The sequence below is a fragment of the Rhizobium sp. TH135 genome, assembly GCF_002855515.1.
Taxonomy (GTDB): Bacteria; Pseudomonadota; Alphaproteobacteria; order Rhizobiales; family Rhizobiaceae; genus Allorhizobium.
Genome location: NZ_PKRP01000004.1, coordinates 92,030 through 109,687, shown reverse-complemented (window position 1 = coordinate 109,687; position 17,658 = coordinate 92,030). Strand labels below are relative to the sequence as shown.

Below are 17,658 nucleotides of genomic sequence, written 5' to 3'. Positions count from 1 at the left end.
CGACGACCATTGATATTCGCCGAGTTAGTTAGTCGGGTTTTGCGGTGCAGCACATACGACAATTTGTCACCTGTCAATTTGGGCGTGTCTGCGGCATCGCTTTGCAGCATGTTAGACTAAGGCGCGGACTGTATTTCCCCCGTTCGGATCCGCCCTGTTCAGACAAGAAAGTGATCACGCGTTATGGCGAGCATGACCGGCTCTGCATCCCCCGCCGCACAGAACGGCCGCACAACCTCCGAAGACGATCATCACGTCTCCCCCTCGGATATCGCCGTCGGCGTCGTCATCGGGCGCACGTCGGAGTTCTTCGACTTCTTCGTTTTCGCCATCGCGTCCGTGATCGTTTTTCCGGCGCGCATTTTCCCGTTCCTCGATCCGCTGACCGGTACGCTCTGGTCCTTCGTGCTCGTGGCGCTCGCGTTCGTCGCGCGTCCGCTCGGAACCGTGCTGTTCACCCTGCTCGACCGCCGGCATGGCCGCGTAACCAAGCTGACAGTGGCGCTTTTCCTCTTGGGAACCTCGACCGTCGCCATGGGTCTCGTACCCTCTTACGAAACGGCCGGCTGGTGGTCGATTGCCATGCTGGCGATCTTGCGCATCGGTCAGGGCCTGGCACTCGGCGGTACCTGGGATGGTCTGGCGCCGCTTCTGGCAATCACCGCATCCAAGGACAAGCGCGGCTTCTACGCCATGATCCCGCAGCTCGGTGCTGTGGTCGGTCTCGCCGTTGCCGCAGTGCTCTTTGCTTATCTCGTCATGACGCTTTCCGCCGCTGACTTCCTCGATTGGGGCTGGCGCTATCCGTTCTTCGTCGCCTTCGCGATCAATGTCGTGGCACTCTTTGCGCGGCTTCGCATCGTCGATACGCCCGAGTTCAAAGAGCTGTTCGAGACGAACGAACTGACCCCCACCGGACTGCGCGCCACGATGTCGCAGGACGGGCGGACCGTGCTGCTCGGCGTCTTCGTGCCGCTCGCAAGCTTTGCGATGTTTCACATGGTCACGGTCTTCCCGCTGTCCTGGATCTTCCTCTACACGGATGAAGCGCCCGGCACCTTCCTCTTGATCGAAGCCGCGGGTGCAGGCCTCGGCGTTCTCGCCATGCTGTTCTCCGGCTGGCTTTCGGACAAGATCGGCCGCGAGAAGATCCTCATCTGGGGCGCCTGGGCGATCGGTGTCTTCGCGTTGACGGCGCCTCTGCTTCTGAATGGTGACCTTCCGGGTGTCACCATCTACATGATGGTCGGCTTCCTCGTGCTCGGCTTCAACTTTGCCCAGTCGTCCGGCGCGGTGGCATCGCTTTTCGACCGCCGCAACCGCTATACGGCCTCTGCCGTCGTCTCGGCGCTCGCCTGGATGTTCGGCGCCGGGTTCGCACCGCTGTCGGCGCTTCTGCTATCGACCTGGTTCGGCCTCTTTGCAGCCGGGCTCTACCTTCTCTCTGGTGCCGTCTGCAGCTTGATCTCACTTGCTCTTGTCAGGCAGATCTCGCTGCGGCCGAAGGCCCAAGAGCAGGATGTCTGAGAAAGCATAGATTGCTGCTTCTCTGATGATGGGCCCGGAGTTACCAACTCCGGGCCTTTTCGTTTGGGCCCTACGTGCTCGTAGATTAATCCTCAGCTGGCCGGTTTTTGCAGCTCTTGAGGCCGACCCGCCTGATGTCGCGGACGTTCAGAGCTTTCCAATGAAATCGAGGATTTCCGCTTCCGAGACGACGTCAGCATATTTGGCGTTCATATCGAAAAGGTTTGCCTCGTGCGGCGCTGTGTGCCGATCGCCGCAGGCATCCCGCACCACCGTCGTGATGAAGCCATGCGACATCGCGTCGACACAGCTGGCTCGCACGCAGCCACTGGTCGTCAGCCCTGTAAGGATGACATTGTCCACGCCCATGGAGGTTAGAAGCGGCGCGAGCGAAGTGCCGAAGAAGGCACTCGGATACTGCTTTGAGACGACAAACTCGTCCGGGAACGGCTCAAGACCTTTGGGCCATCCTCCGAGCGGGTTTCCCGCCGTGAAACAGGCGAGCGGTTTCGCCTTCTGGAAGAAGCGGCCACCATCCAGACCGGTGGGATGCAGCACCACGCCGGTGAGAATGACGGGAAGCCCCTTTTCACGCGCCTTTTCGCGAATGCGGAGCGCGCTGGCGAGTGCCTCATCGACGCCGGCATAAAGCGGGCTCTCCGGCTCGAAATAGGCCTGCACGAAATCTACCAGGATCAGAGCCGGCTTTTTGCCGAAGCCGATCCGGTTGTCATAGGCCTTGGCATAATTGGCGGCGAGATCGTCGGTCATGGCTCAGTCCTCGGTTTCGGCAAATTTTTTCTCGAAGGCCCACACGTCCTCGAAGCCGAGCAGGCTGTTGAAGTCCTTGAATGGATAGAGCGGGACGGCATCGGTGGTGATGCCGTTGTCGAGCAGGTCCTGATAGGCATGGCGTACCGCATGGCCATGGGCGAGGAAGCCGAGGGCCGGATAGATGGCAATCCTGTAGCCAAGCGCCTGCAGATCCGATGCCGGCAAAAGCGGGGTGCGGCCGCCATTGACCATGTTGGTGAGCAGCGGGCGGTCTATGGCATCGGCGATTGCCTTCACTTCTTCGGTACTCTCTGGCGACTCGACGAAGAGCACGTCGGCGCCTGCCGCTGCATAGGCTTTCGCTCTGCGGATCGCCTCGTCGAGACCGAGGCTCGTGCGGGCATCGGTGCGGGCGATGATCAGGAAATCATCGCTGCGCCGGCTGTCGACTGCCACTTCTATCTTCTTGACCATATCGGCCATGAGCACCACGCGCCGATTGGGCGTGTGGCCGCACTTCTTCGGGAATTCCTGGTCTTCAAGCTGGATGGCCGAGACGCCGGCATCTTCATAGCCGCGAACGGTGTGGCGAACATTGAGCAGTCCTCCATAGCCGGTATCCGCATCGGCAATGATCGGTGTGCGGGTGAGCTTCACCATCTGCGCGATGCGCTCGATCATGTCGCGATAGGTCGCAATGCCTGCATCCGGGATGCCGAGGGTAGAGGCAACCGTTCCATATCCCGTGACATAGAGCGCCTTGAAACCCATCTGGTCCGCGGTGAGAGCCGAGATCATGTCGTAGATCCCGGGAGCCAGAATAAATTCGCCGTCGGTGAGCCGCTTCTTCAAAGTGGGATCGGGCATGTGTCGTCTGCTGCTTTCATTTCGGATTGAGAACAGGTTCGAGGCGCCGAGCGGCATCGAGCAGATGATGGTCGGCGGAACGCGCTGCAATCAGCGTCACACCTATCGGCAGCGAGGGATGGCCGAGCGGCACCGGGATGTTGAGACAGGGGACGCCGAGAAGGGTCCAGGAGGCATTGAAGACGGGATCCCCCGGGCGACGTCCGGGCGGTGCAAAACCAGGGGCACTCGGGGCGATCAGGAGGTCGAAGTCCTGCATCAGCGCATCGAAGGCGATGCGTCCCATCGCCATGGCATCATAGGCCTTTGCGAGGTCCAGGAGGCTGGAGCCATCGCGATTTTCGACACGATGGTGGAAATCATCGTGAAGGGCTGCCCCATGGCGTCGCGCCAGATTGCGGAAGGACGCCTGCCCTTCCCTATGCAGGATCACGCGGTGGTGCCTGTCCAGAGCCTCAAACTCGGCTGGCAGTTCGATGGACTGCGCCGAATGGCCATGCGTTTCGAGCCGCTGTTTCGAAAGGTCGAGAGCCGTGAGGCTCTCGGACGCCAGGCGGTCGCGATAAGGCCCGGACGTGATTGCGATCCTGAGTTTACCTGGCCGGTCTGTCAAATGCAGCGCCTCATCGAGCCCGAGCACAGATGCCAGCAGCGCCACATCATCCACCGAACGGCCGTACCAGCCGACGGTGTCGAAGCTCTGCGCATAGATTTTCACCCCCTCGCGGCTTACCCGGCCATAGCTCGGCTTGAAGCCGACGATGCCGCAGAAGGAGGCGGGGCGGATGGTCGAGCCACCCGTCTGGGTCGACAGCGTCAAGGGCACATGCCAGTCGGCGACAGCGGCTGCAGAGCCGGCGGACGAGCCGCCTGGGGTATGGGCGAGATCATGCGGGTTGGCTGTCTGAGCGTCCCGACCAGCGGCGGCGAACTCCGTCGTATCGGTCTTGCCAAGAATGATCGCGCCTTCGCTGCGCAGCAGGTCGACCACCGCAGCATCGGCTGCGGGCTGGAAGCTCTGGTAGAGTGGCGAGTTGTGGGTGGTCGGAAGGTCTGATGTCTCGAAGACATCCTTCACCCCGATCGGCAGGCCGTGAAGCCTGCCGCGCTCGGCCTCCGGGACGGCATCGCAGCGATCGGCCTGCTCCAGTGCCGTTTCGCTGAGTGCGAGCCAGGCCCTGACCTCGCCATCCCGTTGACGGATCCGGTCGAGGCAGGCGGCAACTAGGGCGCGCGACGTCAAACGCCCGTCCGCCATCAGGGAGAGGGCCTCGGTTGCCGTAAGCGCTGTGAGATCCGGGGTGATGGGGGCATGTGATGTCATACGGCATCCTCTGGCGGCATCATCCGATTGAAATCGGTCACCTGTTGAAACGCCCGGCCCAACGTCAGGCAGAGCGCATCTGCCCCGGGGTGACCGACGATCTGAATGCCGGTTGGCAAGCCTGTCGAACCGACGCCCGAAGGCAGCATGAGCGCCGGCAGTCCCGTGACATCGAAGATCATGGTGTTGCGCGAAATGACTGTCTGGAAGGGCTGGCGTTCGCCATCAATATCGACGGTGAGATCATCGAGATGGCCGGCTTCGCCACCGAGACCCGGCGTGATCACCGCATCAATGTCGCGCATGGCGGTCAGGAATACCTGCAGCGCCTCGCTCCGGCGCTGCAGCGCTTCACCATAGTCACGGGCAGAGTAGCCTAACCCGTTCTTCAGACGATGCAGAAGGCCCGGATCGAAAAGCTCGGCGCGATCAAGGCGTGCAGCGTGAAGGCTCGCCAGCTCGCTCTGAAGGATGACCCAACCGGCTTCATGCAGAGGCTCGACGTCGATTCGCGGAAGCGGCACCAGGTGACAGCCGAGGGCCTCGAACTGCCGCAGGGCCGCCTGCCAATTGGCGAGCACGTGTTGGTCAACCTTTTCGATGAACCAGTTTACGGGGAAGCCGATCCTCAGGCCTTGGACGGAACCTGCCTGCAAAAGTGCTGCAACTTCGCCTGCGAGATGCGCTCCCCGGTCACCCGCCATAAACGGCAAAACCCGGGCGATATCCTCTGCGGATCGCGCCATCGGGCCGATATGATCGAGCGTCCAGGACAGCGGTGCTACCCCCTGGCGGGAGACCAATTCGCGGCTGGGCTTGAGCCCCGTCGTTCCACACCAGCAGGAGGGGACGCGGATCGACCCTCCCGTATCCGTGCCGAGTGCAAGCGGCATGAGCCGGGCCGCCAGCGCCGCGCCGGAACCGGTCGAGGACCCACCCGTCCAGCGGCTGCGGTCATAGGGATTGGTGACCGTGCCGAAGCGCGGATTGTGCGGGGAACCGGTCGCAAACTCTGTCGTGGCTGTCATGGCGAAGGGAATGGCACCGGCTGATCGCAAGGCTGCCACGACAGGCGCGTCGACCGGCGCCACGCGGTCCCCGGTGAAGTGCGAGCCTGATGTGACCACGGCACCGGCGACGTCAATGATGTCCTTCACCCCGAAAGGAATGCCTTCCAGAGGCCGTGCCCGCCCCTCCACGAAACGTCGATCGCTCTCACGCGCCGCCTCTTCCGCACCGGGCACGAAGCGAAGAACCGCTTCCCCTCCCGTCCGGGTGGCGTTTGTGCGGGCCTTGAGTTGCGACAAAAGATCTGACGGACGCAAGCTGCCACTGGCATAAGCCGAGAGCACCTCCGTCACGCCTGCCACGACCGCCGGCTCGTTTAGCGGCGCTGAGGACAGCGGCGGTGTCACCGATGCGGCATCGACTTTAGGTGCCAGGACATCGCGATGAACGCGGTCGACCCTTGTCGGATCGGCGAGCGTCATCGGATCAAACTGGATCCCCGCCTCCGAGCGAGGATCGTCTGTCGGTGCAGGCCGAGCCGCCGTCACGTCATTCCGCCGCGATCTGCTTGGGCGTGCGGCTTGCCATCAAGGGCTGGATGCGCTCGCCGAACTGATCGAGGCCGACAAGGAAGTCGTCGAAGGTCAGCATGATGCCCTTCGTTCCCGGAACGTCGCCAGCCTCGTCGAGCATGCGGGCGACCTTCGCGTAGGAGCCGACAAGCGTGCCCATGTTGAAGTTGACGGCACCCTCGGGGAGGTTGATGTGTTTGGCGGTGGAGTTGGCATCCGCCGTCGCATCCTTGCTGCCCTGGTCGGCCATCCAGGCCAGCGCGTCGACATCCGCACCCTCGCGATACTTCTGCCACTTCGCCTCGGCCAGCTCGTCCGTCTCGTCGGCGATCACCATGAAGAGCACATAGGCGCCCACGTCACGGCCTGACTTCGCGGCCGCATCGAGGAGCTTCTGGTTGTTGGGGGCATAGGCGGTCGGCGTGTTGATGCCGGAGCCCATGACGAAGTTGTAGTCCGCATATTCGGCGGCGAACTCCATGCCGCGCGGGCTCTGGCCCGCCGCGACGATCTCGATCTTGTTCGCCGGCATCGGCTTCATCATGCAGTCCTTCATGGTGAAGTGCTTGCCGTCGAAGCTGCAGCTGCCGTTCGCCCAGAGCTCCTTCATGATGTGCACGTATTCGGTCGAATAATCGTAGCGGTAGCCGAAATAGTCGTCGCCGGGCCAGATGCCCATCTGGTCGTATTCCGCCATCTGCCAGCCGGACACGATATTCACACCGAAACGACCGGGCGCAACGTTGTCGATGGTGGTCGCCATGCGCGCGACGATTGCCGGCGGCAGGGTGAGAACAGCCGTGGACGCAAACAGCTTGATACGCTCGGTGACGGCGGCGAGGCTCGCCATCAGCGTAAAGCTCTCGAGGTTATAGTCCCAGAATTCGGCCTTGCCGCCGAAGCCGCGCAGCTTGATCATCGAGAGGGCGAAGTCGAGGCCGTAGCTTTCCGCTTTCTGGACGATCTGCTTGTTGAGCTCGAAGCTCGGCATGTATTGCGGCGACGCTGTCGAGATCAGCCAGCCGTTGTTTCCGATAGGAATGAAGACACCGATATCCATGTGGTTCCCCTTTTAGTATGACCTACACGCAAGCAGTATGTACGAACTAATGCAAAAATTTTTGAGGCTGTCCAGCCAAAAATGCCTGATCTTTAGGCCTGCATATTTTTCGATCATTCGCCGGAATCGCGCGCAGGGCGGAGTTGCCGAGCAACCGTTCAAACGGACGATCTGTAGGCAAAACAGGACGCGGAAACGCCAGCAGCGCCCCAGAGCGCTGCTGGCGGCCATGGATCCATGATGAGAAAAGGGGAGGCTCAGCCTTCGGCGCGAAGCGTCGTGGTGAAGGTGAAGCGCTCTGCCGGAAGCACCTGGAAGGCGTATTCCAGCAGGCGGCGGCCGGAGCCGAAGTAGCGTCGAGTGACGACCAGCGCCAGATCGCCTGCCTTGACATCGAGCTTGGCGGCAATCTCGGCGTCGAGGATCATCGGGCGGATGTCCTGCTGGATTTCCTGGATCTTCTCCCCCGTGTACTGCTCGATATAGTGAAAGATGGCGCTGCGGGCGACCGTGATGTCCTTCACGGCAGCAGCCAGCTTGGCGTCGACATAGACCTCATTCCACGAGAACGGGCGGCTGCGATTGCCGGGATACCGGATACCGGCCATGTGGAAGAACTTGCGCCCGGGCCGGCAGCCGAGCTCGACGGCAAGCTTACCCTGGGCGGAGATCTCTTCCTTGGTATCGATCACGAATTCCGTTTCGGCGGCGATCTCGAACAGCTCCGAACGCGAATGGGCGATGAAGCGCTTCTTCTCCGGATCGAACCCCGCCTCAACGCGCGTGCCCACGCCCTTGCGGGCGGAAAGGCGCCCCTTGTTGCGAAGCGTTGCTATCGCCTGACGCACGGTCTGGCGGCTAACGCCGAGAGCGGCTGCGATCTCGTTTTCCGTGGGCAGAAGCGATCCGACCGGAAACTCGCCGTCGCTGATCCGGCTCTCTAGATGATGGGCGACCTGCAGGTAGAGCGGCGCGGTGTCCACTTCCGGCTTCCAGTCCATGCGCTTCTGATCCAAGCTCAACCATCCCCATCGGCGCAACGCCGAGTTCCTCGTGCCAGAGTTTCAACCTCCTTTCCCGGCAAAAGGCAAATGGAATTCGGGAGATCGAAGCAGGCCGCAGCACCGGCTTGCGATCCTTCACCAAATCAATTAGTACGTACATATCCTAGCCATATTCTCCGAGACAGCACCATATGTCTGACTTCATCGCCGAAGAGGCACCGCCCGCGCGACACGCCTCCTCGCTTACCCAGACCTTGATTGCCGCCACACTGATACAGATCGTTGCGACGGCGAGCGTGCTCGCGCTGACCGCGATTGCGCCCACGGTCGCGAAGGATCTCGATATCGGGGCCTACTGGATCGGCTACCAGATCAGCCTGATCTACTTCTCCGGAATGTTCTCCTCGGCGATTGCCGGGACGCTGGTTCAGCGCTTCGGCCCGATCCGGATCGAACAGGCCGCTCTCGCCTGTTTCGTGCTCGGCTTTATCGGAATTGCGAGCGCGGAGATCCCACTGATCATCGCCGCCTCCCTCTTCATCGGCATCGGCTATGGACTGAATAACCCCGCCTCCTCTGAAATGCTGAGCCGCGTCACTCCCTTGAACAGACGCAATATCGTCTTCTCCCTGAAGCAGTCGGGCGTGCCACTCGGCGGCATCCTTGCGAGCTTTGCCTTTCCGTTTCTCACGCGCTTCTTCGACTGGCATGTCGCGCTGCTCATCGGCGCCGTCGCCCCGATCCTGACGATGGCTCTTCTGGCCGCGACGCATGCGGCGGATGCGGTCAATCCGGCGCCAAGACGGTCTTTTCTGAAGGGGTTCGCCGAGGAACAGTCGACGATCTGGCGCAATCCACGACTGAGGGCGCTGTCCGCCCTCGGCTTTGCCTATTCGGCCATGCAGCTGTCCGTCTCGGCCTTTGCCGTCGTGACGCTCGTGCATGACGCCGGATGGTCGCTTCTTTCGGCAGGCTCCGTTGCTGCAGCCATGCAGCTTGCCGGCGCGGTCGGGCGCATTTTCTGGGGTGTCGTCGCCGATAGGATCGGTGGCGGGTTCAAGACGCTCGCCCTGCTCGGATTGCTGGGCGGTACCGGTTATGCCCTGCTGTTCTGGCTGACCGATCTGCCGACGATCGCGCAGGTGGCGCTTTTCGTTGCCATGGGTGGGGTCACCATCGGATGGAACGGCGTGCTACTCGCCGAGGTGGCCCACAATGCCCCAGAGGGACGGGTCGGCTCGATCACCGGCGGCGTGCTGGTCTATACCTTCATCGGGGTAATCGTGGGGCCCTCGTCATTCGGCAGCGTCTATGCACTGACGGGACACTATGGCGCCAGCTTCATGATCTTTGCGCTCTTCGGCTTTGCAGGCTGCTTGATCGCCTGGCGCGCGCATACGGCCAGCCCGTAACAATCCTCACCATATGTACTGACATATCACTCAGCATCTATTGATGCTGCACATGCGAGATCGCGCGTCTATCGGAGACGAACTGCGCGTAGTTGATCGCGATTCGATCGCCTGACTGAAAGGGTTTTCGGCATTCGCCGAATAAATGTGCAGTGCAAAAAAATAGGCAAAACACGATTGACGTTCGACTGACTATGTACGTACATTATCTACGAGCGGTCATCGAGAACCGCATCAGATGACACCGGAAAACCGGGTTAGAGACAGGGGAACGTCAATCATGCGCCTCATTCTTGCCAGTTCGCTTTTGGCCGCATCCACACTTGCGGTCGCCTCCACGCCTGTCGCCGCAGATCCCATGGCCGATGCAAAGGCCATCATCGAAGCGCACCGCGCCATGCCGGTATTCGCCGCACCCGGCGAGCCCTTCGACGCCAAAGCCTGCATGGCGGACAAGAAGGTTCTGTCGATCCCGATCTCGATGACGATCCCGTTCAATGTGGAGCTTCAGAAGGCCATGGCCTCGGCAGCGGCCGAAGTTGGCTTCACCTACACCACCTGGGACAACCAGCTGAAACTCGACCAGTGGGTTCAGGGGATTTCCCAGGCCATCAGCCAGGACTACGACGTGGTCGACCTTGCGGGCGGCCTCAATCCGGAAGTGCTGGGGCCGCAGCTCTCCGAGGCGCGCGCCGCTGGCCTCAAGATCAGCACGACCCACTTCTACGACGTGACACAGCCGGCTGTGGAGAGCGTCGACTATTCCGGCAAAGTCGACTTCACTGGCGCGGGCAAGTTGCTCGCTGCCTGGGCCTATGCGCAGACCGAAGGCAAGCCGAACGTACTGATCATCGGCTCTTCGGATGTGCTGCCGTCCATTCCTTTCGTCCAGTCCATCCAGGACCAACTCAAGGCGCTCTGCCCGGACTGCAAGCAGACGCATCTCGACGTGCCGGTCTCCGAATGGGCAACGAAGATCCAGTCGGGCACCCAGTCGGCACTGCTGGCCGACCCCTCGATCAACTACATCCTACCGATCTACGATTCGATGTCGCAGTTCGTCGTGCCCGCATTGCGCATCACCGGCTCTGAAGGCTCGGTGAAGGTTGCGAGCTTCAACGGCACGCCCTTCGTGCTGGATATGGTGCGCGAAGGACAGGTCGAGATGGATATCGGCGAGAGCCTCGGCTGGGCCGGTTATGCGGCTATCGACAACATCATGCGCATGCTGTGCGGCAAGCCGGAAGTGGCCAAACTCAATGTGCCGCTCCTTGTCTTCGACAAGGATAACATCGAGACCGCAGGGGTGCCTGCCAACTTCGACGATGGCTACGGCGACGCTCATCTCGAGGGTTTTCGCAAGCTCTGGATGCTGAAGTAACCCAGCCACATCGGGAGCCGCGCGATGACCGAGAATGCTGTGCTCAGGATGAACAACATTCGCATGCGGTTTGGGAGCTACTATGCGCTCAAGGGCGTATCGCTTTCCATCCGCCGCGGCGAGGTCTTCGGCCTGCTGGGCCAGAACGGCTCCGGCAAGTCGACGATGATCAAGGTCCTTGCCGGCTTCCACCAGCCGGAAGAGGGCAGCGAAGTGGTTCTTTGGGGCCAGACGCTGCCCCTGCCGCTTGACCCGATGGACATCAAGAAGCGTGGCGTGGCCTTCGTCCACCAGCATCTCGGGCTGGTTTCCTCGCTGACCGTCATGGAAAACATGCGCGTGACGGCACTGGGCCAGAAGACGCCCTGGCTGGTGAACTGGAAGCGCGAGGCGAAGGCGATTTCGGCCCTGTTCTCGGAATTCGGCCTCGATATCGATCCTTTCGCCACCGTCGCCAGCCTGCCGCCCGTGGAGCGGGCCTTCGTCGCGATAATCAGGGCATTCGAGGATCTGCGGGCCTCGGATGCCGGACACGGCGGTGAAGGCATCCTCGTTCTGGACGAGCCGACGCCTTTTCTCCCGGCCGAGGACGTGCAGAGGCTCTTCACCCTCATACGGTCCATCGTGCGGACCGGCGCCTCCGTGGTGATTGTCACCCATGACATCGACGAAGTGCTTGATATCACCGACCGCGTTGCCGTGCTGCGCGACGGCGAGCTTGTCGACATCCTCGACACCCGCACCGCGGAGCGCCAGTCCATTCTGGATACCATCGTCGGCACGCGGATCGACCATTTCGAAAAGAAACGGATGGCCGCGGAGGGCATACCGGCTGCGGTGCGGGTGCGCGACTTGAGCGACGGCAAGTCACCCGGCTTCGACTTCGAGATCCGTGAGGGCGAAACCCTGGGGGTGACCGGTCTGATCGGCTCGGGTTTCGCATCGGTTCCCTACCTGCTTTACGGGGCGATGCGCGGCTCCGGCACGATCTCGATCGATAGCCAGACCCTCTCCCTCTCAGCCATCTCCCCCCTTATGGCGCAAAAGCTCGGTATCGCCTTTCTCCCCGGTGACCGGCTGGGCTCCGCCGGCATCGGAAGCCTGTCGGTAACGGACAACATCACGCTGCCGGTCCTGAACGGGATGTTGAAACCCTATGGCCTCGATCGCGGCCGAATGATGCGAGAGGCGGGCCGTCTCGGCCAGATCTACGATGTCCGGCCGCAGAACCCGCAATTGAACCTCGGCTCCCTGTCAGGCGGCAATCAGCAGAAGGTGCTGCTGGCCAAGTGGCTGCAGATCAAGCCGAAACTGCTGATGCTCGACGAGCCAACCCAGGGCGTGGATTTCGGCGCGCGCCAGCAGATCTTCAAGGCGCTCGATCGGGCAGCGGCAGAGGGGACTGCCATTCTCTGCGCCTCGACCGACAATGAACAGCTTGAGCAGATTTGCGACCGGGTCATCGTCTTTTCCCGTGGACGTCCGGTCTTCGAGCTCAAGGGATCCGAAATTTCCCGCAAATCCATCACCGAAGCCTGTTTCCACAGCCATCAAGCGGAGGCTGCAGAATGACGACGCTCGACATCTCTACGACACCCACCCTTTCCAAGCCGAAGAGCCGCTTCACGCTGAAGACGGAAGCCGAACGCTTTGCGCTCGTTGCCGCCTGGCTTCTGCTCATCGTCATCTTTGGGATCCTGATGCCGGATTCCTTCCTGAGTTGGCGCAGCTTCTCCACCCTGTTCGGCTCCCAGGCGATCCTCGTCGTTCTGACGCTGGCCATCATCATCCCCCTCACCTCCGGTGACTTCGACCTGTCGGGCGCCTCGACACTCACCATGAGCTGCATGCTGATTGCGGTCCTGAACGTGAAGCTCGGCTGGCCAATCGTTCCGGTCGTGGTCGTCGCGCTTTTGAGCGGGGTGGTGATCGGTGCGGCAAACGCCTTCTTCGTCCTTTATTTCCGCATCCACTCGCTGATCGTCACGCTTGGGATCGGGACCTTCGTCAATGGCCTGATCCTCTGGATCAGCAACAGCCAGACGATATCGGGCGTCTCGATGGGCCTCGTGGAATGGGTCATCATCAACCGTTTCCTCGGCATCCCGCTGGCCTTCTTCTACGCGCTGATCCTCGCTGCCATCATCTGGTATGTGCTGGAATACACGATCCCGGGGCGCAAGCTGCTCTTCGTCGGTCGCGGTCGTGAAGTGTCACGCCTGAACGGCATCAATGTCGACCGCGTGCGCGCCACATCCTTCGTCTTTTCCGGCCTCATCTCGGCCTTTGCCGGCGTGCTCTATGCCGGCATGACCGGCTCGGCCGATCCACTGTCCGGCCTCAACCTTCTGCTGCCGGCCTTCGCCGCCGCCTTCCTGGGGGCCACGACGATCTCGCCCGGACGCTTCAACGCCTTTGGTGCCGTGATCAGCGTCTACTTCCTGGTCACGGGGATCACCGGACTGACGATGCTGGGCGCTGATGCCTATGTGCAGAACCTTTTCTATGGCGGGGCGCTCGTGATCGCGGTGTCGTTGAGCCAGTTGGTCCGCAACCGCCAACCGCAGGATTTCAGCTGATGGATCTCCAGGACGTCATGAAGGCGCTCTCCCATGCCTATTGGGGACGGGCCGCCATCGATCCGGAGCTTCTGGCCATGGTCGGCGAGTTGCAAAGGGATTCCACCGCGATCGCTCCTATCGAGGAGGGCGCAATCGGCAATCTCTTCAACGTAGAGCCGGCCGCCTTCGACAGGATCCTGCGGGGGGAGGCAGATCGATGAGCCTCGACAATCCGACATCACTGAAGGAAGCGGCCACAGCCATCCAAGAGCGACGCATCAGCGCGTTGGAGCTGAGCAAAGCCGCCATCGAACGGGCAAAATCGAGCCACAGCAGGCTCAACGCCTTCATCGAAATCGAGGAAGAGGCGGCGTTGCAAGCTGCTCGTCAGGCGGACGAGACGCTGGCACGGGGTGCCGCGACGGGGTTGCTTCACGGCGTGCCCCTGGCTCACAAGGACATGTATGACCGCAAAGGCTTCGTCACCGGATGCGGATCGAAGATCCGCGCATCACATGTGGCGACCGAGACCTCGACGGTGATGCAGCGGCTGGAAGAAGCCGGGGCGGTGTCGATCGGACGGCTGAACATGAGCGAATTCGCCATGGGGCCGACTGGTCACAACTTTCATCACGGGCGGGCGCTGAACCCGATCGATCCGGCCAGGATCACCGGGGGATCCTCTTCGGGCAGTGGGTCGGCCGTCGGTGGTGGCGTGGTGCTTGCAGCACTCGGCTCCGACACGGGCGGCTCCATCCGCCTGCCGGCCGCCTGCTGCGGTGTCGTCGGCATCAAGCCGACACAGGGTCGTGTCAGCCGACATGGTGTGATGCCCCTCTCCTTCTCGCAGGATTGCGTCGGGCCGCTGGCGCGCAGCGTAGACGATGCCTATCTCCTTTTGCAGATCATTGCCGGCGCGGATGGGCGAGACACGACATGCGTGGACACTCCTCCGCCTGCAGCGCTGCACGACGACCTTAGGTCACTCCGGGTCGGCATTCTGGGCGGACTGTTCGAGACCGGACTGGATGAGGTGGTCGGCGCCGCGGTGGAAAACACCTCAGATGTGCTGGCGAAGGAAGTCGGCCTTGTCGCTCGGACGAAGGGCATCGACATGCCGTCTGTCGCCGAACTCGCCAATGTCGTTGCCATGGCCGAAGCGGGCACGGTTCATTTCGACTGGATGCGGGAGAGGCCCGAAGACTACGGTCCGCAGATCCGCATGCGGCTGTCGCAGTCTCTGGCGATCCCGGCGCCGATTTATCTGCGAGCGCTGCAGATGCGGGCCGTCATGCTCGAGAGATATTTGAACGAAGCATTCGGCGACGCTGACGTCCTTATCGCGCCCGCGATGCCGTTTCTTCCGCCGCTCTCCAGCGACGTCGATATCGGCGCGAGCCCGAAGATGAACGGCGTGGTCAGCGCCATGACCTCCTTCACCCGCCCCTTCAGTTTTCTCGGCCTGCCCGTCGTGACGCTTCCTGTGGCCGCGTCTCCCGAGGGCCTGCCGATTGCCATCCAGGTCATTGCACGGCCCTGGCGCGAGGATCTGGCAGCGAGCGTGGCGCGCCGCCTCGAACAGGTCCTGGCGCTGCCCGCATTCGCACCGGACATTCACAGCCGGTCTGCGGCGGCGTGATGAACCAGAACAGAAGATTGCCCCTCAAGCCTGAAAGGATGACCCCCATGAACAGCATCCCAAGCTTCAATGCACCGCTCGAAGCCATTGCCCCGATCAGTCGCGAGGCCTTTCGCGACGGCATGGCGAAGATGGCTGCCGCCGTGAACATCATCACCACGGATGGGCCCGCCGGCCGTGCTGGCTTTGCGGCAACCGCCGTCTGCAGCGTCACCGACAGTCCGGCCACGCTCTTGATCTGCCTGAACCGAACCGCATCCGTCTTCGACACCGTGATGCAGAACGCAGTCGTCTGCGTGAACGTGCTTTCGAGCGAACACGAAGCGTTGTCGGGGCTTTTCGGTGGGAAGACGCCGGTCGACGAGCGCTTCGCTGCCGCTGAATGGGAAGCCGGCGTGACAGGCGCACCGGTCTTGAAGGATGCCCTCGTCTCCTTCGATTGCCGGATCACCGAGCAATGCGACATCGGAACCCATCGCGTGCTGTATTGCACGGTCGAAGGCATTCACGACGGCCAAGACGCCGAGGCGCTGCTCTATTATCGACGCAGCTATCAACGCGTCTGAGCCCCGCTCCCGTCACAAGCCGACCCTCGCCGATGAAGGCGGTCGGTGCATGACTGGCCATCGCTCATGTCACCTCGCTGCACACAGGCCAAGTCAATCCTTGTCGTAGATGCCGTTCTTTCGGAGCCGGTATTCGAGCTTTGCACGCGAGATGCCGAGGCTTCGGGCGGCAGCCGAGACATTGCCACGATGGGCGTTGAGGGCCTGACGGTAGAGATCGAGCTCGGCAGATCGGATGTGTGAGGATGACTGCAGGAAATCAGGCGTGATTGCTGCTTGCGACAGGCTGGGCTGGCCATAGATCAAGCGGCCTTCGCGCGTCAGCGACGGATGCGACGACGGCAGTGGTTCATTGGCTGTGAAGATGTGCTGCAGATCGATAAACCCGCCGGGTTCTGCAAAGATCACGCCGCGCTCGATCAGATTCTGCAGTTCGCGGATATTGCCGGGGAAGTCGTAGGCAAGCAACGCATCCATGGCGCGGCGAGTCAGGCCAACCACCTGGCGGCGGTGCCGCTCGCGGAACAGGCGCAGGAAATGATCGACGAGCAGGGGGATATCGTCCCGCCGCTCGCGAAGCGGCGGAATGGATATCGGGAAGACGCAGAGACGGAAATAGAGGTCCTGGCGGAAGCGCCCGGCTCGAACTTCGTCGGCAAGATCGACGTTCGAGGCCGCGATGACCCTGACATCGGCTGCGACCGTTTTCGAACCGCCGACGCGCTCGATCACCCGCTCCTGGATGGCGCGAAGCAGCTTGCCCTGCGCGGCATAGGCCAGCGATGCGATCTCGTCGAGGAAGAGCGTTCCGCCGGCCGCACGCTCGAAATAGCCGGGACGGGAGGCAACAGCGCCGGTAAAGGCGCCCTTCTCGACGCCGAAGAGTTCCGATTCCACCAAGGTGTCGGGAATGGCGGCGCAGTTGAGTGCGACAAACGGCTTGGTCGCGCGGTGGCTCAGCCGGTGCAATTGTTGGGAAAACAGTTCTTTGCCGACACCGGATTCTCCGACCAGCAGAACAGTCGCCTCCGTGTCGGCCACCTTCTCCACCATCAGTCGCGCGCGCAGGAAACTGGCGGAAACGCCCACGACCGGGTCGCCACCGGTGGTCGGCGCCGGATTCGCGGAGGCGCGGTCATCGCCTCGTTGCGCTTTTTTCGAGCGGCTGCGCGCAGTGCGCCGCGACCGTGGCCATTCGAGGCCGAGATAGGCCCGTTCGGGTGCGTCCTCTCCCCATTCCTCGGCATTCTGGCCGACGACGTAACAGCGTGACGCCCCCATGCCGGAGCATTCGATCTCGCGAAAAATCACAGGCCGGCCGAACAGCGTGCTGGTGTAGCCGCTGGGATAACCGGTCTGCATCCAGCAGACCGGCTCGCTCGCCAGGCCATGATGCGCGATATGCTCACCGGCTTCTGAGGAGTCGTACCAATAGAACTCGCCGAAATAGCGTCCCTTGTCGCTGTCGAATTCGAACTGCTTGGTCTCGACCTTGACGAAGCCCTCGAGGGTATGGACGCGCGGTCCTGCGGCGAGAGCATGGGTGAGGTCCTGGTACGGAAAGCGTTTCAAGATCAGTTCGGCATCCCGCACGCCCTGCATGTAACCGACGCGCATGAAGATGCCCTTTGCGGCTTCCATCCCGAAGGCGTCGATGATCTCCTGACGCAATCGACCGAGAACCTGGCTCTGCATCAGAACCATGCGCTGGTCGTTGAGCCAGATCCGGCCGTCGCCCAAGGCAAAATGGAGCGCCTCGGTCAGTTCCGAAAGGGTCGGCGAGGCCCCGGTATCGAGCTCGCTGAACGCGCCCCTGGACAACATCTTGCCCGTCGACTTCGACACATCGGCAAGAGAAACGAGCTTGGGCGGTTTGGGAGAGGTCATATCGACTTCATGTGTTTTCAGACTTTTCTCATGATTTCACCATTTTATGAAATCTGCAATCCAAGTCGGCCACACA

General features: G+C 61.9%; 15 protein-coding genes. 8 read left to right on the top strand and 7 right to left on the bottom strand.

The annotated features are described in order from the left end of the window. Positions 1-183 precede the first annotated feature (183 nt). Positions 184-1,527 (top strand): MFS transporter, encoded by a 1,344-nt coding sequence (locus C0V73_RS13255; RefSeq protein WP_102020479.1) that lies wholly within the window; start codon positions 184-186, stop codon positions 1,525-1,527. Positions 1,528-1,674: 147 nt separating this feature from the next. Here C0V73_RS13255 and C0V73_RS13250 read toward each other — a convergent pair whose 3' ends face one another. From C0V73_RS13250 to C0V73_RS13225, 6 genes are all read right to left on the bottom strand, one after another. Continuing rightward, positions 1,675-2,298 (bottom strand): isochorismatase family protein, encoded by a 624-nt coding sequence (locus C0V73_RS13250; RefSeq protein WP_102020478.1) that lies wholly within the window; start codon positions 2,296-2,298, stop codon positions 1,675-1,677. A 3-nt stretch (positions 2,299-2,301) separates the two neighbouring features. Then, the gene (locus C0V73_RS13245) at positions 2,302-3,168 is read right to left on the bottom strand and encodes an isocitrate lyase/PEP mutase family protein (protein WP_102020477.1); all 867 of its coding nucleotides are present in this window, start codon (positions 3,166-3,168) and stop codon (positions 2,302-2,304) included. Between the two features lie 16 nt (positions 3,169-3,184). Further along, the gene (locus tag C0V73_RS13240) at positions 3,185-4,492 is read right to left on the bottom strand and encodes an amidase (protein ID WP_102020476.1); all 1,308 of its coding nucleotides are present in this window, start codon (positions 4,490-4,492) and stop codon (positions 3,185-3,187) included. Continuing rightward, positions 4,489-6,048: an amidase gene (locus tag C0V73_RS13235; protein ID WP_210200165.1), complete on the bottom strand. Its 1,560-nt coding sequence runs from the start codon at positions 6,046-6,048 to the stop codon at positions 4,489-4,491. Before C0V73_RS13235 ends, C0V73_RS13240 begins: the two co-directional genes overlap by 4 nt. Position 6,049: 1 nt before the next feature. Next, the gene (gene rutA / locus C0V73_RS13230; RefSeq protein ID WP_102020474.1) at positions 6,050-7,132 is read right to left on the bottom strand and encodes a pyrimidine utilization protein A; all 1,083 of its coding nucleotides are present in this window, start codon (positions 7,130-7,132) and stop codon (positions 6,050-6,052) included. A 257-nt stretch (positions 7,133-7,389) separates the two neighbouring features. Continuing rightward, positions 7,390-8,148: a GntR family transcriptional regulator gene (locus C0V73_RS13225; RefSeq protein WP_136560649.1), complete on the bottom strand. Its 759-nt coding sequence runs from the start codon at positions 8,146-8,148 to the stop codon at positions 7,390-7,392. Between the two features lie 179 nt (positions 8,149-8,327). Here C0V73_RS13225 and C0V73_RS13220 point away from each other — a divergent pair, with 179 nt between their 5' ends. The 7 genes from C0V73_RS13220 to C0V73_RS13190 all read left to right on the top strand — a co-directional run bounded on the left by C0V73_RS13220 (position 8,328) and on the right by C0V73_RS13190 (position 15,695). Beyond that, the gene (locus tag C0V73_RS13220) at positions 8,328-9,548 is read left to right on the top strand and encodes an MFS transporter (RefSeq protein WP_102020472.1); all 1,221 of its coding nucleotides are present in this window, start codon (positions 8,328-8,330) and stop codon (positions 9,546-9,548) included. 280 nt (positions 9,549-9,828) lie between these two features. Then, positions 9,829-10,929 (top strand): sugar ABC transporter substrate-binding protein, encoded by a 1,101-nt coding sequence (locus C0V73_RS13215; RefSeq protein ID WP_172450174.1) that lies wholly within the window; start codon positions 9,829-9,831, stop codon positions 10,927-10,929. Between the two features lie 24 nt (positions 10,930-10,953). Next, complete coding sequence (locus C0V73_RS13210; protein ID WP_102020470.1) at positions 10,954-12,501, top strand: sugar ABC transporter ATP-binding protein; 1,548 nt, start codon at positions 10,954-10,956, stop codon at positions 12,499-12,501. Beyond that, entirely contained in the window at positions 12,498-13,508 is a 1,011-nt protein-coding gene (locus C0V73_RS13205; protein WP_102020469.1) for an ABC transporter permease, read from the top strand. The genes C0V73_RS13210 and C0V73_RS13205 overlap by 4 nt, the downstream gene beginning before the upstream one ends. Further along, on the top strand, positions 13,508-13,711 hold the full coding sequence (locus C0V73_RS13200) for a hypothetical protein (protein WP_102020468.1): 204 nt from the start codon (positions 13,508-13,510) through the stop codon (positions 13,709-13,711). Before C0V73_RS13205 ends, C0V73_RS13200 begins: the two co-directional genes overlap by 1 nt. Continuing rightward, the gene (locus C0V73_RS13195) at positions 13,708-15,129 is read left to right on the top strand and encodes an amidase (RefSeq protein WP_102020467.1); all 1,422 of its coding nucleotides are present in this window, start codon (positions 13,708-13,710) and stop codon (positions 15,127-15,129) included. The genes C0V73_RS13200 and C0V73_RS13195 overlap by 4 nt, the downstream gene beginning before the upstream one ends. 122 nt (positions 15,130-15,251) lie before the next feature. Further along, on the top strand, positions 15,252-15,695 hold the full coding sequence (locus tag C0V73_RS13190; RefSeq protein ID WP_245407981.1) for a flavin reductase: 444 nt from the start codon (positions 15,252-15,254) through the stop codon (positions 15,693-15,695). A 93-nt stretch (positions 15,696-15,788) separates the two neighbouring features. Here the strand turns inward: C0V73_RS13190 and C0V73_RS13185 are convergent, their stop codons facing one another. Beyond that, complete coding sequence (locus tag C0V73_RS13185) at positions 15,789-17,582, bottom strand: sigma-54-dependent Fis family transcriptional regulator (protein WP_102020465.1); 1,794 nt, start codon at positions 17,580-17,582, stop codon at positions 15,789-15,791. Positions 17,583-17,658 lie beyond the last annotated feature (76 nt).